Raw genomic sequence first — 15,701 nt, 5'->3', positions numbered from 1 at the left:
CCCGGTTCCGCGGCGTAGTGTGAGCGGATGAGCACAGCACTGGGGATCCCGGGCTTCCGGCCCCGACAGCGCAGCGCGGTCCTCCCGGCCGACCGCCCCGACACTCCGCTCCTCCTGGACAGCTACGGGCGCGTCGCCGACGATCTGCGGATCTCGCTGACGGACAAGTGCAATCTGCGCTGCACGTACTGCATGCCGGCCGAGGGCCTGCCGTTCCAGCCGCCCGCGTCCCTCCTCAGCCGCGAGGAGATCCTCCGCCTAGCGCGCATCGCCGTGGAGCAGTTCGGCGTCCGCCAGATCCGCTTCACCGGCGGCGAGCCGCTCCTGCGGAAGGACCTCGTCGACATCATCCGCGACGTCGCCTCCCTCGAGCCGCGTCCCGAGATCTCGCTCACCACGAACGCGATCGGACTCTCGGGACGGGCGGTGGCGCTCGCCGAGGCCGGGCTCAACCGGGTCAACGTCTCGCTCGACTCGATCTGCGCCGAGACGTTCGCGAAGGTCACCCGGCGGCCGTTCCTCGACCGTGTGCTCGCCGGCATCGACGCGCTCGGCCCCGCGGGCCTTGATCAGACGAAGATCAACGCGGTGCTCCTGCCCGGGATCAACGACCTCGAGGCTCCGGAGCTGCTCGCCTGGGCCCTCGCGGGCGGCCACCAGCTGCGCTTCATCGAGCAGATGGCTCTCGACGCCGACCACGGCTGGGACCGGGAGACGATGATCACGGCGGCGGACATCCGCACCCTGCTGTCGGAGCGCTTCACCCTCAGCCCCCACGCGGCGCCGCGCGACGGAGCGCCGGCAGAGCTCTTCGACGTGCGCGAGGCCGGGGGAACCGAGGTGCTCGGCCAGGTGGGGATCATCGCGTCCGTCACCGAGAACTTCTGCGGCGACTGCCGCCGCACCCGGCTCACGGCCGAGGGCGGTGTCCGCAGCTGCCTCTTCTCGAACGAGGAGACCGATCTCCTCGGCCCGATGCGCGCGGGGGCGGACGACCACGAGGTCGCCCAGCTCTGGCGCGGCGCGATGTGGGCCAAGCCCGCAGGACACGAGATGAACGTCGCGGGCTTCGTCCAGCCCGAGCGCACGATGAGCGCGATCGGCGGATGATCGTGCGGGTCCGCTACTTCGCCGCGGCGAAGGCCGCCCTCGGCCGCGCCTCCGACGAGCTCGACGAGGTGCCCGACCTGGGCGCGCTCGAGGAGCGCCTCGTCGCCTCCGCTCCCAGGGCCGCCGATGTGCTCGCGCGGTGCACGTACCTCGTCGACGGCGTGTCGACGGCGGACCGGGCGACTCCGCTCCGCCCGGACTCCGCGGTCGACGTCCTGCCCCCGTTCGCCGGCGGCTGACCCGCGACCACCGGCGCTCCTACGGTCGTCGCAGTCCTCTGGAGGCGGGCCGAGATCTCGGTGGTCGGTCGCGGCTGCGCCGGGACTCCCGGAGTGATCCAGGCGCCCCGGCGCAGCTGTGGACGGCATGGCCGCCGACGGCGAGCGCATGTCGAGAGCGGGGGACCGCGACGATCCGTCGCGTCCCACCTGCGCGTCGCCGGCCCCGCGGCCTGGGCTCGGCTCAGCGGCCGACCGACCGGATCACGGGCAGATCGCGTTGGTCATCGTGTCGAAGACCGTGCGGCCCTGCACATCGCGGAAGCTGAACGCCGACGCCACTCCCGTGGCGATCAGCTTCGTGCCGCTGAACGCGCGGCCGTCCTTCGTCACGTAGCAGTCCGGCGCGTAGGCGGTCGCGTCGGAGGGCACGCCGGACGCGATCCGCGTCTGCGGCACGGTCACGTCCGCGAACACGCCGTACCGGACGAGCGCGCCGTTCTGGATCACGTCGGCGATGTTGCGGCCCTGCTGATCGCGGAACACGTCGGCACTGGTCACCCCGGTGGTGATCAGGATGGAGCCGTTGAAGAGGCGCCCGTCCGGGGTCAGGTGGTACCCGGGCGCCAGGACGGTCGATCCTGCTTGAACACCCGTGGCGATGACCTGGTTCTTCGTCGTGCCGATGTAGCGGACGATCTCGGTTCCGGTCAGGACGTCGATCACGTTCTGGTTGCTCGCATCGCGGAAGGAGTCCGCACTCGTCACTCCCGTGGTGACGAGTGTTCCGTCGGCGACCCGCAGCTCGCCGGACGGAGTGACGTAGTACGCCGGGGCGTGCACCGTCGAGCCGGCCGGGACGCCCGTGCCGAGGGCCTTCGGCGCCGGATCGCCCGAGACGAATCGGTAGAACACTCCGTCGGCGACGAAATCGGCGACGTCGCGGTTCTGCTGGTCTCGGAAGCCCTGGGCGCTGGTGACGCCGCTCGCCACCTTCGTCGAGCTGTGGTAGAGATCGCCGGACGCCGTCAGGTACAGCCGGGGTCCGACGGTCGCCGCGCCCGAGGGGACGCTGCCGTTGGACGTCGTGGACGTCGCCTCGTTGTTGAGGACGTACCGGATGGCACTCCCCTCGGTCGCCGTGGTGCTCGCCGACGCGCCCGCGGTCGTGGCGCCGGAGACGGCGGTGAGGGCGAGGCCGGTCTGGGCCACGTTGCCGGCCGTGACTGGGATGCTGACCCGTCCGTCCGAGCCGGTCGTCGCCGAGACGGTCTGCGCGCCGCCGCTGGTCAGGCCGGCGGGCAGAGTGATCGTGACCGCGGCTCCCGCCGCCGGGGTGCCGCCGGTCGTCGCCAGGACCGACACGCTGCGCGTCGTGCAGGCGGCGAAGGTGTAGGCGGGGGCGTCGAAGGCGAGCGCGAGGGGGGTCGAGGCGGCGAAGGCGGGCGTGGCCACGGAGGCGGCGACCACCGGGATGGTCCACGCCGCGCCCTGCACGATCGTCCGGCGGGCAGGCCGCCCCGAGGTCTGAACGGTCCAGGAGTCCGGGGTGCCGGAGGGCTCCGCGCTCGGGTCCACTGAGTCGATGTGTGTCATGGGGTGTCCGTCTCTGTCGGAGGTGTCAGGGGTGTCCGACGCGCTGATCCTGCCCAAGAGCGGACCTCTGCTCGACGAGGAACGGGGTGCGACGACGTTCGATGCCCGTTCCCGGAGATTCCGTCGCCGTCGGCGTCATCCCACGTCGTCGATCCGGCGGAAGGTCCGCTGCATGTGGATGCGCGAGCTGAACCCGGCCGACTGCGCGACGCGGTCCAGGTCCGCCCCCGATCGGGAGCCGAGCTCGTCGAGGAGGCGCTGCGCCTCGAAGGCCCGCCACCGCTCGATCTGCTGGCGCGGTGTGGTGCCGGCGGAGGAGAACGCGCGGTGCAGGTGGCTGACCGACACTCCGAGGGTCTCCGCCAGCGTCTCCACCGTGAAGGAGCGGTCGCGGTAGTGGCGCTCGATCAGTCGAGTGCCCGCGGCGAGGACCCCCGCTGCGGAGCGGTCCTCGCGGTCGAGAGCGGGCAGGAGCGCTGAGAACGCCGACGCGATGAGGTGCTCGCTCGCGATCTCGAAGTGCTCGAAGGCCGCGTCGGACGGCTCGACGTCGACGTTGAGGACCGTGTTCGCGGCGCCGATGAGAGCCCGCCAGTAGGGCTCGGGAAGATCCAGCACCGTGTCCATGATCGACGAGAACGAGCTTCCCCGGAGCACGGACGGACGCAGCTGCCACTCGAAGCGGGCCCAGGGGCTCACCGCCGCCGCGTACTGGACGGTCGAGGCGCGGGTCATCAGGGCGCTGCCGGGCGGGAGCCGGTGGTCGACGTCCCCGATCCTCACGCGACCGATCCCGTCGGCACTGAACAGCACGCGGAGCCGCCCGGGGTGGGGGAGGACCTCGAACTCCCCGCTCTGCAGCCAGGCACGGCTGAGGCTGAGCCGGGGCGAGGTGATCGCATCGACGACGGCACCGTGGGGGAGAGGCCGCTGCGGGATCCAGCCGAGGCGTCGGAGCCGTCTCTCCGCTGCGCTCCAGGACTGCGGCATCACCGCACCGCTCGCCGCGGGACGGGGTCGAACGGATCGAGGAGGGCCGCGCGCCGCGCAGAGCGGAGGGTGTGGGACGACATCGATGCTCTCCTCGGGACAGCGGCCGTGACCACGGCGCCACCTCTCAGCATCCGACGGCGCTCGACGCGATCCCGCGATCGAGCACGATTCCTCGTCGGGACGTGCCCGAAACCTCGCCGATCCCGGTCGACGGCGACGGAGCCCGCGCCCCCGTCGACGACCCGGGGGCCGATGCGCTTCAGAGGGCGGTCACCGCGCCCACGCTGCCGCGCCACCGTCGAGCGAGTCGGACGCCACGCCCGCCGCTGCCGCCCGCTCCGCTGCCAGCCGCGACCGCACGCCGGAGGCGCAGTGCAGCACGAGCGGACCCGACGGCAGCGCTGCGGGATCGAAGCGCGACATCGGCATCCGCACCGCTCCCGGCACCGCCACGGAGCGGTCCTCGTCGTCCTCGCGGAGGTCCACCACGGTCGGGGGCGTCGGCCCGGCCAGCCGCTCCCGCAGCTCGGCCGCCGTGATCGAGCCGGCCGAGGCCCGCCTCTCCGGTACCGCGGGCACCCGCCGCTCGAGGGGGAGCTCGGCCCAGGAGGCGTCGAGAGCGTCGTGCACCAGCACGCGCCCGAAGAGCGGCTCTCCCGCCCCGGTCACGAGCTTCACGACCTCCGCCGCCATCGCCGAGCCGATCATCGCGCAGAGCGCGCCCAGCACGCCGACACTCGCGCAGCTGTCGCCCGCGTCCTCCGCCTCGGGGTGCAGCGCTCGCAGAGTCACCCCTCCGCCCGGAGCCGCGGCCCAGAAGGTCGACAGCTGGCCGTCGAAGCCGAGCGCCGACCCCCAGACGTGCGGGATCCAAGCTCGGGTCGTCGCATCGGAGGCCAGGTAGCGCGCGCCGAAGGTGTCGAAACCGTCGACCACCACGTCCCAGCCGGCGACGAGGGAGTCGACGTTGGCCGAGGTCAGCGAGACGGGGAACGCGCGGGCGTCGATCCCCGGGGACAGCCGCCGCGCGGTCGCCGCAGCGGACTCCGCCTTCGACCGGCCCACAGAGGAGTCGTCGTGCGCCGTCTGCCGCGCCAGGTTCGAGAGCTCGACGACGTCGCCGTCCACGATGCCGAGCCGCCCGATCCCGGCCGCGGCGAGCGCCGTGATCACCGGCGAGCCGATGCCGCCCGCTCCGAGGACGAGCACGCGTGCGTTCCGGAGGCGCCGCTGCCCCAGCTCCCCGATCGGCCCCAGGCGGATCTGCCGCGCGAATCGCTCCCGCTCGGCGGCGGTCAGCGGTGGTCCGGGTTCGACGAGCGGAGTCATGCGAGCTCCTTCCTCCACTGGCCCTCGTGGGCGACGGGGACGAAGCCGACGGCCTCGTTCACGGCGAGCATGGGGCGGTTCTCCTCGGCGTTCCAGGTGTAGACGGCGCCGCACTCCGGCGCGGTCAGGGCGAGATGCTCGAGGGCGTCGAGCTTGAGCAGCATCCCCAGCCGGTGTCCGCGGTGCTCGGGCAGGACGAGGGTGTCGCCCCAGAGGGCGGCGCGGCCCGGGATCACGTCGACGGTGCAGTATCCGGCCAGGCGCCCGCTCGCGCGGTGCAGTGCCGCGGAGGTCAGCTCGATACGCCCTCCGGCCGCGGCGCCGGTCTCGTGGGCGGCGAGCCTCGCGCGGGTCCACGTCTCCTCCGGCACGGAGAGGCCGGCGGACGGGGCCTGGACCGACATCCGCGAGCGCAGGAGCAGGAGGTCCTCGATCCACTCCTCCGGCGCCGCGCCTCGCCAGTGCAGCAGGTCGAAGCCGGAGGCGTGCTCCGACGCCGCGGCCCGTCGCGACGCCGTGACCTCGCCGTCGAGGGGGAGCCGGGCGACGCTCACCCGCTCCACCTGCTCGAGCGACCAGCCGCGGGCGGCGAGCCGTCGCGACCCGGGGTCGGCGGAGGGGACGGATCCGGCTCCCGAGAGCGCGTCGATCCGCGGGCCCGAGGCGTCGGCCCGGTGGGCCGTCCAGGTCTGCAGGACACGGCGGCCGAGAGCGACCGCCTCGCCGCTCAGGCGCTCCATCAGCGCCGTTCCCACTCCTCGCCCGCGTTCGGCCGGGAGGACCGAGATCGACACCCAGGCCGCGTCGTCGTCCGGGGCGGTGCTCCAGTGCAGCTCGCCGCTGCCGACGGGACGGCCGCCGGACTCGGCGAGGAAGGCGCGGCGGGGGGAGTGCTCGCGCTGCTGCCACTCCCCGAGGCTCGCCTCGGCGGGGAAGCCCAGATCGGCGGTGCCGGTCCCCTCCGCCTCGACCGCGTCGCCGATGGCGGTGAAGGCGAGGAAGTCGCTCCAGCCGGTGCCCCCCACTCGCTCGGGGATCACGAGCTCGCGGATGCGCGGCGTCGGGTCGGAGGAGCGGTTCACCACCCCAGTGTGCACTCCCGAGCGCCGGGAGCGCCCGTCCGGCCCGTTCCGTCCGCCCAGCGTCGCAGCAGGTCCGCGCGATCGGGCTCCGCCTCCCGGTCCCGGCGCGGCCGTCGGCTACCGTGGAGGCGTTGTGGACGGGAGCGAGGCGGCCAGGTGTACCTGAAGAGCCTGACCCTCAAGGGTTTCAAGTCCTTCGCTCAGCCGACCACGTTCGCCTTCGAGCCGGGGGTCACCTGCGTCGTCGGCCCCAACGGCTCGGGCAAGAGCAACGTCGTCGACGCGCTCGCCTGGGTGATGGGGGAGCAGGGAGCGAAGACCCTCCGCGGCGGCAAGATGGAGGACGTCATCTTCGCGGGCACTTCCACCCGCGGTCCTCTCGGCCGCGCCGAGGTGGCTCTCACCATCGACAACTCGGACGGCGCCCTGCCGATCGAGTACACCGAGGTGACCATCACCCGGACCCTCTTCCGCAACGGCGGCAGCGAGTACGCGATCAACGGACGCGGCTGCCGACTGCTCGACGTGCAGGAGCTGCTGAGCGACTCCGGTCTCGGGCGTGAGATGCACGTCATCGTCGGACAGGGGCAGCTCGACGCGGTGCTGCACGCGACCCCCGAGGAGCGGCGCGGGATCATCGAGGAGGCCGCCGGGATCCTCAAGCACCGCCGCCGCAAGGAGAAGACGCTCCGCAAGCTCGAGGCGATGCAGGCGAACCTCACCCGCCTCTCCGACCTCGCGGGCGAGATCCGGCGCCAGCTCAAGCCGCTCGGGCGACAGGCCGAGGTCGCGCGGCAGGCGCAGACGATCGCCGCCGTGGTGCGAGACGCCCGGGCACGCCTGCTCGCCGACGACGTGGTCGCGCTCCGGACCGCTCTGGACCGCTTCGCCCGCACCGAGAGCGAGCGGCACAGCGAGCGGGTGGTCCTGCAGCAGCGGCTCGAGCAGGCGACGCTGCGGCGAGCGCGGATCGAGGCGGAGGCGGTCGGCGACGCGGTCGACGACGCGCGGCGCACCTCGTTCGAGCTGGAGTCGGTGCAGGAGCGGCTGCGGAACCTGTCGGCCCTCGCCGGGCAGCGGCTCGCGATGCTCGAGCTCGAGTCCGAGCAACCGCAGATCCAGCCGCGGGTCACGCCCGCGCAGGTGGAGGAGGCACGGATCGAGCTGGAGCGCCTGCGGCAGGCCGTCCTCGACGCGGAGACGGCCTGGCTCGAGGCTCAGCGCACGACCGTCGCGGCCCGCTCCGCCCTCGACGCCGTCGACGAGGAGATCGCAGCGCAGGCGGCCCTCGTCTCGCGGTACGACCTCGAGCTCTCGACTCTCTCGGGGCAGGCCGACACCGCCGCGTCCCGTCTCGCGTCCGTCCGAGGCGAGGTCCTGCGCGCGCAGAACACCCTGGACGCGGCCGACCGGCGGAAGGAGGCGGCGCGGCGGGCGCTCGATGCTCTGGAGGCGGAGCTGGACGAGGCGGGCCGCGGCCCCGACGGCGGCCTCGACGAGGGCTACGAGCTCGCCCAGTCCGCGGTCTCGGCCGCCGAGGGCGGGATCGATCGGCTGCGCGAGGAGCTGCACGCCCTGGAGCGCGAGCGCGAGGCGCTGGCCGCCCGCACCGGTGCTCTGTCTCTGGCCCTCGACGTCTCGGACGGCTCGGCCGAGCTGATCGCCGCCCGGGTCGAGGGGGTGCGCGGGCGGGTCGCCGACGGGATCCAGGTGCGGCCGGGGTCCGAGGCCGCGATCGCCGCCGCCCTCGGCGCGATCGCCGACGCCGTGCTGGTCGAATCGACCGCCCGGGCCGACGCTGCAGTGGACGCCGCGCTGGAACGCGACCTCGGACGCGTCGAGCTGCTGGTCGCCGACGCCGCGCGCCCGCACGTCGCCCTCACCGTTCCCGAGGGAGCGGTCCGCGCGGGCGACCTCGTCACGGCGCCGGCCGGCGTCCTCTCGCTCCTGGAGCGCGTGCTCGTGGTCGAGGACCTCGCCGCGGCGCGGCGCCTGCGGGAGCGGACCGATCCCGGCACCGTCCTGGCCACCCGGGACGGAGCGATCCTCTCCGACGCCGTGCAGAGCGCCGGTTCCGGCGGGCAGCGCAGCCGGATCGAGCTCGTCTCCGAGCGCGACTCGGCCGCCGCCCGGCTGAACGAGGTCGAGGGCGGGATCGACCGGCTCCGCTTCGAGCTGGCCGAGCAGACCGGCGCACTCCGCGGAGCGAAGGAGCAGGCCGCGAGCGCTCTCTCGGCCCTCCGCGAGCACGACGCCGCCCGCGCTGCCCACACCGAGCGGCTCGGCGGCGTGCGCGCCCAGCTCGAGGCGGCCACCGCCGAGCACGGCCGGGGCTCGAGGGCGCTGGCCGTCGCCTCGGACCGGGTCGGCGACGCCGAGCGCGCGGCTCAGGAGGCGAAGTCGGCGCTCGACGCCGCGCGCGCCCGGCCCCGGCCGGTGCTCGACGCGAGTGCCCGCGACGGTCTGCAGCGCGACGTCGAGACCGCGCGCGAGCGCGAGATCGAGGCGCGGCTCGGCGTCGAGACCGCCAAGGAGCGGGTGCGCGCGGAGCAGTCCCGCGGGGAGGCGCTGGCCCGCCAGCTGGCCGCCGACCGCGCCGCCGCCGACGAGGCCGCGCGCCGCGCCGTGATCCGCCGCCGCCAGCGCGACGCGGCGGCCGAGGTGACCGCCGCGCTCCCCGCCGTCCTCTCCTCCGTCGACCGCTCCGTCCAGCACGCCCGGGCCGAGCTCGTCGCGGCCGAGGCGGCGCGCGCGCAGCAGAACGCCGAGCTGCAGGGGCTCCGCCGCGAGGAGGGGAGCCTGCGCGACCGGCTCCAGTCCGTGACCGAGAGCGTCCACGGCCTCGAGCTGCAGATCTACGAGAAGAGGCTGCAGCTCAGCGGTCTGCTCGAGCGCGCCGCGTCCGAGCTCGGGCTCGCCGAGGACGTGCTGGTGGAGGAGTACGGTCCCGGAGTCGGCGTCCCCGACGAGACGGACGAGGAGCAGGAGCCGCGGCCGTACGTCCGCGAGGAGCAGCGCCGCCGCCTCGAGAAGGCCGAGAAGCAGCTCGGGCAGCTGGGCCGCGTCAATCCGCTCGCGCTGGAGGAGTTCGCCGCCCTGGAGCAGCGGCACGCGTTCCTGACCGAGCAGCTGGCCGACCTCACCGGGACCCGCCGCGACCTCCTCACCATCATCGAGGAGCTCGACGAGACGATGCAGACGGTGTTCGCCTCCGCCTTCGACGACACGCAGGCGGCGTTCGCGGACGTGTTCCCGATCCTCTTCCCCGGCGGCACCGGCAGCATCCGCCTGACCGACCCGGAGAACCTGCTCACCACCGGCATCGAGGTCGCAGTGCGGCCGGCCGGCAAGAAGATCGAGCGGCTCTCGCTCCTCTCCGGAGGGGAGCGCTCGCTCGCGGCCGTGGCGTTCATGGTCGCCATCTTCAAGTCGCGCCCGAGCCCCTTCTACATCATGGACGAGGTGGAGGCCGCGCTCGACGACGCCAACCTCGGCCGGCTGCTCAGCATCTTCGAGGACCTGCGCACCTCCAGCCAGCTGATCGTCATCACCCACCAGAAGCGGACCATGGAGATCGCGGACGCCCTCTACGGGGTCTCGATGCGGCAGGACGGAGTCTCGGCCGTCGTCGGCCAGCGGGTCGCCGCGCCCCCGGCCTGAAGCAGCCGCGCGCGGGGGATCTCCAGGACCTGGTGCGATCTGCAGGCCCTCGTGCGCTCTCCAGGCCCGTGCGTGCTCTCCAGGACCGTGCGCGCTCTTCAGGCCCGCGTACGTTCTCCCGGCCCCTGTGCGATCTGCAGGCTCGTGTGCGATCTGCGGGCCCCTGTGCGTTCTCCAGGCCCCTGTGCGATCTGCAGGGAGGCGTGCGATCTGCAGGGACGATCTGCAGGGGTCCTGTGGAAGTGAGCGCTCTCCTCCGCGAGGACTGCGCGCGAGGGCGGGTCGGTCCTGCAGATCGCACCCGCGCATCTCGCACCCGCGCGTCTGCACCGGCGCCGCCAGCACCTGCCCGCTCAGCCAGCCCCCGCCCAGCCAGCCCCCGCCCAGCCCGCGCCGACCGTGTCCGCCGGTAGCCTGGACCCATGGCAGAACGCACCTCCTGGTCGCTCGGCCGCGCACTGCGCGGCCTGTTCGAGAAGCGCACGATCGACGACCAGACCTGGGACGACCTCGAGACGGCGCTGATCACCGCCGACTTCGGACCCGACATCACCGAGGAGATCGTCGACGACCTCCGCGCCAAGGTGGCCCGCTACTCCACCACCGACCCGCGCGACCTGCAGCGGATGCTCCGCGAGTCCCTCGAGGAGCGCCTGTCGAAGTACGACACGACCCTCAAGCTCAGCGAGCGCCCCGCCGTGATCCTCGTGGTCGGCGTGAACGGCGTCGGCAAGACCACCACCATCGGCAAGTTCGCCAAGTTCCTCCGCAACTACGGCCGGAGCGTCGTGGTCGGCGCGGCCGACACCTTCCGCGCCGCCGCCGTCGACCAGCTCGCCACCTGGGCGCAGCGCGCCGACGCCCAGATCGTCCGCCCGCAGCAGGAGCGCCAGGATCCCGCGTCCGTCGCCTTCCAGACCGTGCAGTTCGCGAAGGACACCGGCGTCGAGATGGTCATCATCGACACGGCCGGCCGCCTGCACACCAAGGGCGGGCTGATGGACGAGCTCACGAAGATCAAGCGCGTCATCGAGAAGCAGGCGCCCATCTCCGAGATCCTGCTCGTCCTCGACGCGACGACCGGTCAGAACGGGTTGAGCCAGGCGGAGGCGTTCATCGAGCACGCCGGCGTCACCGGCCTGGTCATCACGAAGCTCGACGGTTCCGCGAAGGGCGGCTTCGTCCTCGCGGTCCAGGAGCGCACCGGCATCCCGATCAAGCTCGTGGGCCAGGGCGAGGGCATCGGCGACCTCACCGGCTTCACCCCCCACGTCTTCGCCCAGCAGCTCGTCAGCTAACGCTTGGACGCTTGATATCCGTTGGCATTATTCGACGATCTTGGTGTCATTTCACTTAATATGACCATGTAGTGTCTCCTTGCGAGCTCTTTTCCGTTCGTACATGATCTCGTCGGCGGCGGTGAGAACTGTGTTGAAATTGTCATCATGCTGTGGCCAAGATGCCGAACCCCAACTAAACCATATGCCATCCTCGAGCTTCGCCATGGACGACTCGATAGCCTTATCTAAAATTAGTGCTCCATTCTCACCAACACGGCAGATAATCCCGAACTCATCTCCGCCATAGCGGAAGCAGTCGAGTTGGCTCTCAAGTATTTGCGTTTGCAGATGCTTTGCAACCTTCCGAAGGAGGGCATCTCCTGCGGAATGGCCGCCTGGCCCATCATTGACTGCTTTGAGACCATCTACATCGATTGACGCATATTCGAATGCTACTCCCGCATCCGTCAGTGCACGAGCGGTCGTCTCCATGCGCCGTCGATTACCCAGTTGTGTGAGACTGTCTTGCTCCGCCTCTCCCCTCCACACCTCAAGTAACATCGTCACTGATGCGTCTCCCAGTGCTGCAAGAACTCCAAGCGCTTCCGTAAGATCCGCGTCAGGTGCGCGAGCGGCCTCTTGAACTAGAGTAGCAAGTTGCAGGTACGCAGCCTCAGGAAACGAATCCCAAGTTGATACGGCAAAGCCGACCGCCAGGCCCTTAAGGACTGTTAAAGATGGACGTCCCTCGCCCTTGACTCTGCTAAGGACGGCTGCAACGAGCTGCTCACTGCTCGCGGGAGCATCGAAGCGCTGCAAAAGCGCGTCATTTCGGCAGGCGCGTTGCCAATTTTCTCCGAGCTCGCTCGCGTCCATCAAATAGCTCCACCTAGAGGCTCGGAAGGCCAGACACTTACAGCTCGTGCTGCCATGAGACGCTGGCGCTCATTGATTGTTCTCTCAGAAATAGAGTTCCAAAGGCGGTATTCTTCCGGCATTTTGTCATGTTCGGCGAGAAACTTAAGCCTGTCTTCAGGCGCAACGGGGACATTCGCAGACTCCTGCGCGCGGATGAGAGCAAAATTCCCAATCCGTGAACTGAGCTGGACTCGAAGATCTTCCTCGACTACACCAAGCCAAAATCCCGAAGGGTCCGAGCGGGGAAAGAGTCCTATTGGGACGCAGTCATTGAAGGCTTCAATTTCTACTGCGTCTTCGCTAGCTAAGGATCTAAGGAAATAGCGAAGGTAGTTAGTGCGCAATATCCGACGTGAAGTGAAGGCCGTTTCAAACTCTCGATCGCTGGCTACAATGGGGAAAACTTCGTGGAGTATATGCCTTACTGATTCCGCCCTGCCGTTGCGCACTCGCACGGCTGCTTCGGCGTACACCCTCTCCGCTGTCCCGCCTCCAATACCGCCCCCAATTATTCCTCGTGTCGACCAATTTAAGACGGCACGGAGAAGAGTGTCGACTGTCTGAGTTGGTAAATGTTCCAGTGCCGCAAGTGCAAGTGGTCGATATTGCTCGAGACCGAATTCAAGCAAAAGTGCAACGGTCTTGCGCGTACGAGGATCGTGGTCTCCCCACAAGTAGTGGTCAGCGTCGAGTAGTGCAGAATACAGCGGGGCTGAGGTCGCTAGCCCTTCGAGCGTGTTGAGTGCGCTCGTCTCGGAGAACACCTTCTTCCGGAGCGATCTGTATAAATCTCTCTCTCTGGTGGCTCCATTGCTCGAGTTCCACCACTGCCGAATGAAGTTCGTCACTTCCTTTGAAGTTGCGACTTGCTCTATTGTTTGAACCAGCCGAACCCATTCGTCTTGAGCGATGTCAATATTTGATCGGCTAAGCCCAAGAAGATAGTTCTTGATCAGATCAGCCACCGATAATTCGAGACCACGATCATTTAATGTCTCAAAAATGACGAATGCGTCAGCGTCATCTGCAACCGCAACGACGATCAGTTGCGCTTTATCTTCGAGGAGTCTAATCCAACGAAGAAGTCGATCCTCCCATCGCGGACCAACGCTCTGAATATCGCGTTCTAGATGATAGTTCAGTCGATCGTATGCTCGTTCTATTTCGAGTCGTGCGCTCTGTGGCTGGACGGGGCTAAGTCCGAGTACCTTCTGCTCAAAGTAATGCTGATCGACCGCGTTCAACCGAAGTTTCGGGAGGATTCGGTTTTCAAAAAGTGAAGGTGCGGCCAAATACTGACGCTGAATAGTTTCAGCGCGGCCAGTATCTTCATGTGTAGTGAATTGCTCTCGGATTGCTGCAATCAACATCGACGTGGTAGCAAGGCGCTGTTGCCCATCTATCACGGAGGTGAGGCCGCTTTGGGATTTGCCGACGACGACGGTCCCTAGAAAATAGAAAGGTTGATCCGCCGATAGTGCTGCAAGAAGGTCGAACCAGTACTCGTCAACTTGCTCGAGACCCCATGCATAATTGCGTTGATAAGCTGGAACCTCCAGGGATTGGTCCCGGAGGATATGTCCAATTCCCTTAAGGCCTATCGAAAGCTTCGTAGGATCTTCCATGAAGTCGCGTCCTCGCTTGGCAGTTGGTGTTATCGGAACTAACGCGCTTTGGTTGGCGTTCGCCGATTCTAGACCCTGAGGTATGTTAGGGGAACGCACTGATGTCATGCCCGGATTTAGGTGCGGCGGCTCACACGGCCTGCGAGAAGCCCAGCGCCGCGTCGGCGAGGTGGCGCAGGTGCTCCGGAACCGGCAGCCCCTTCGACTCCATCGAGCGCGCCCAGAGGCGGCCGGCCCGGTAGGAGGAGCGGACCAGGGGCCCGGCGAGGACGCCGAGGAAGCCGATGTCCTCGGCCTCCTCCTTGATCGCCACGAACTCCTCCGGGTGCACCCAGCGGTCCACGGGCAGGTGCCGCGGCGTCGGCCGGAGGTACTGCGTGATGGTCACGATGTCGGTGCCGGCGTCGTGGAGGTCCTGCAGCGCCTGCGAGATCTCCTCCCGCTCCTCGCCCATGCCGAGGATGAGGTTCGACTTCGTGATCAGCCCCGCCTCCCGGCCCTGGGTCAGCACGTCGAGCGAGCGCTCGTAGCGGAAGGCCGGTCGGATGCGCTTGAAGATCCGCGGCACCGTCTCGACGTTGTGGGCGAACACCTCCGGCTCCGCGTCGAACACCCGCTGCAGGTGCTCGGCGCGCCCGGTGAAGTCCGGGACCAGGATCTCGACGCCCGTGCCCGGAGCCTGGGCGTGGATCTGGCGGATGGTCTCGGCGTAGAGCCAGGAGCCCTCGTCCGGCAGGTCGTCGCGCGCGACTCCGGTGACGGTCGCGTAGCGGAGGTTCATCCGCGCCACGGACTCGCCGACGCGCCGGGGCTCGTCCGCGTCGTAGTCCGCGGGCTTCCCGGTGTCGATCTGGCAGAAGTCGCAGCGGCGGGTGCACTGGGCGCCCCCGATGAGGAAGGTCGCCTCCCGGTCCTCCCAGCACTCGAAGATGTTCGGGCAGCCCGCCTCCTGGCAGACCGTGTGCAGCTCCTCGCTCTTCACCAGCGACTGCAGCTGCCGGTACTCGGGGCCCATCGACGCCTTCGTGCGGATCCACTCGGGCTTGCGCTCGATCGGCGTCTCGGCGTTGCGGATCTCCAACCGCAGGAGCTTGCGACCACCGGCCTCGGCGCTCACGCGAAGACGTCCTCGACGCGGGCGGAGAAGGCGGGAGCCGCCTCCGCGAAGCGCGTCGCGACCCGCGCGCGCACCGCCTCCATGGGCGGAGCCTCGCCGCGCACGCGCTCGAGTGTGGTCACTCCGGCGTCGGCGATGCCGCAGGCGACGATGCGGGAGTAGGGCTCGAGGCTGTTCGCGACGTTGAGGGCGAAGCCGTGCATCGTCACGCCCGAGGCGACGCGGATGCCGATCGCGCCGATCTTGTCGGCGCCGCCGTCCCTCGGGATCCACACTCCCGAGCGCCCGTCGACGCGCCGACCCTGCACGCCCAGGTCGTCGAGAGCGGCGATCAGCACGCCCTCCAGCGAGCGGACGTAGGCGACGACGTCGACCGGCTCGCCGAGACGCACGATCGGGTAGCCGACGAGCTGGCCCGGGCCGTGCCAGGTGATCCTGCCCCCTCGGTCGACGTCGACCACGGGCGAGCCGTCGTCCGGGCGCTCGTGCGCCTCGGTGCGCTTGCCGGCGGTGTAGACGGAGGAGTGCTCGCAGAGCACGAGGGTGTCCGGCCTCGCGCCCGCCACCACCTCGGCGTGCAGGCGGCGCTGGAGCTCCCAGCCGTCGCGGTAGTCCAGGGGGTCCGCGGAGTCGCCCGCCACCAGTGTCTCGATCACCGGGACACCCTAACCTCGTTCTTGGACCGGGACCAGTTAATCCGCCACACCGCGATCGCGCCGTTAACGGGCCGATCGGCGGCCCCGCCCGCCGACCCTCCGGGCCTCCGGTAGAAT

At 69.7% G+C, this 15,701-nt stretch carries 12 protein-coding genes; 4 read left to right on the top strand and 8 right to left on the bottom strand.

All coding sequences use genetic code 11. From position 1 onward, the window contains the following. The first annotated feature begins 27 nt into the window (after positions 1 to 27). Together moaA and GSU45_RS09055 are read left to right on the top strand one after the other, a co-directional pair. Complete coding sequence (gene moaA / locus GSU45_RS09060; RefSeq protein WP_159914374.1) at positions 28 to 1,110, top strand: GTP 3',8-cyclase MoaA; 1,083 nt, start codon at positions 28 to 30, stop codon at positions 1,108 to 1,110. After that, positions 1,107 to 1,349 (top strand): MoaD/ThiS family protein, encoded by a 243-nt coding sequence (locus tag GSU45_RS09055; RefSeq protein ID WP_159914372.1) that lies wholly within the window; start codon positions 1,107 to 1,109, stop codon positions 1,347 to 1,349. The genes moaA and GSU45_RS09055 overlap by 4 nt, the downstream gene beginning before the upstream one ends. 243 nt (positions 1,350 to 1,592) lie before the next feature. On the opposite strand, the gene GSU45_RS09050 is transcribed toward GSU45_RS09055, so the two are convergent. The 4 genes from GSU45_RS09050 to GSU45_RS09035 form a co-directional block, all read right to left on the bottom strand. Beyond that, positions 1,593 to 2,924, bottom strand: a complete 1,332-nt coding sequence (locus tag GSU45_RS09050) for a hypothetical protein (protein WP_159914370.1) — start codon at positions 2,922 to 2,924, stop codon at positions 1,593 to 1,595. A 135-nt stretch (positions 2,925 to 3,059) separates the two neighbouring features. Continuing rightward, a complete protein-coding gene (locus tag GSU45_RS09045) occupies positions 3,060 to 3,914 on the bottom strand; it encodes an AraC family transcriptional regulator (RefSeq protein WP_159914368.1) in 855 nt (284 codons plus the stop codon). A gap of 273 nt (positions 3,915 to 4,187) precedes the next feature. Then, complete coding sequence (locus GSU45_RS09040) at positions 4,188 to 5,246, bottom strand: ThiF family adenylyltransferase (RefSeq protein WP_159914366.1); 1,059 nt, start codon at positions 5,244 to 5,246, stop codon at positions 4,188 to 4,190. Then, entirely contained in the window at positions 5,243 to 6,328 is a 1,086-nt protein-coding gene (locus GSU45_RS09035) for a GNAT family N-acetyltransferase (RefSeq protein WP_159914364.1), read from the bottom strand. The genes GSU45_RS09040 and GSU45_RS09035 overlap by 4 nt, the downstream gene beginning before the upstream one ends. Positions 6,329 to 6,484: 156 nt before the next feature. On the opposite strand from GSU45_RS09035, the gene smc reads away from it, so the two are divergent. Both smc and ftsY read left to right on the top strand, forming a co-directional pair. Further along, positions 6,485 to 9,988: a chromosome segregation protein SMC gene (gene smc, locus GSU45_RS09030; protein WP_159914362.1), complete on the top strand. Its 3,504-nt coding sequence runs from the start codon at positions 6,485 to 6,487 to the stop codon at positions 9,986 to 9,988. 422 nt (positions 9,989 to 10,410) lie between these two features. Next, on the top strand, positions 10,411 to 11,286 hold the full coding sequence (gene ftsY / locus GSU45_RS09025) for a signal recognition particle-docking protein FtsY (RefSeq protein WP_104223920.1): 876 nt from the start codon (positions 10,411 to 10,413) through the stop codon (positions 11,284 to 11,286). Positions 11,287 to 11,337: 51 nt separating this feature from the next. Here the strand turns inward: ftsY and GSU45_RS09020 are convergent, their stop codons facing one another. The 4 genes from GSU45_RS09020 to lipB form a co-directional block, all read right to left on the bottom strand. Next, complete coding sequence (locus GSU45_RS09020) at positions 11,338 to 12,144, bottom strand: GGDEF domain-containing protein (protein WP_159914360.1); 807 nt, start codon at positions 12,142 to 12,144, stop codon at positions 11,338 to 11,340. After that, positions 12,144 to 13,811 carry a DUF262 domain-containing protein gene (locus GSU45_RS09015; protein WP_159914358.1) on the bottom strand — a complete coding sequence of 556 codons (1,668 nt, stop codon included), beginning with the start codon at positions 13,809 to 13,811 and terminating at the stop codon, positions 12,144 to 12,146. The genes GSU45_RS09020 and GSU45_RS09015 overlap by 1 nt, the downstream gene beginning before the upstream one ends. Before the next feature lie 130 nt (positions 13,812 to 13,941). Continuing rightward, positions 13,942 to 14,928: a lipoyl synthase gene (lipA, locus tag GSU45_RS09010; protein ID WP_104292199.1), complete on the bottom strand. Its 987-nt coding sequence runs from the start codon at positions 14,926 to 14,928 to the stop codon at positions 13,942 to 13,944. After that, positions 14,925 to 15,584, bottom strand: a complete 660-nt coding sequence (gene lipB, locus GSU45_RS09005; protein ID WP_159914356.1) for a lipoyl(octanoyl) transferase LipB — start codon at positions 15,582 to 15,584, stop codon at positions 14,925 to 14,927. Before lipB ends, lipA begins: the two co-directional genes overlap by 4 nt. Positions 15,585 to 15,701: the final 117 nt, after the last annotated feature.

This window comes from Rathayibacter sp. VKM Ac-2801 (assembly GCF_009834245.1).
Taxonomy (GTDB): Bacteria; Actinomycetota; Actinomycetes; order Actinomycetales; family Microbacteriaceae; genus Rathayibacter.
The sequence above is the reverse complement of the archived record's forward strand: the minus strand, read 5'-3'. Positions and strand labels throughout refer to the sequence as shown.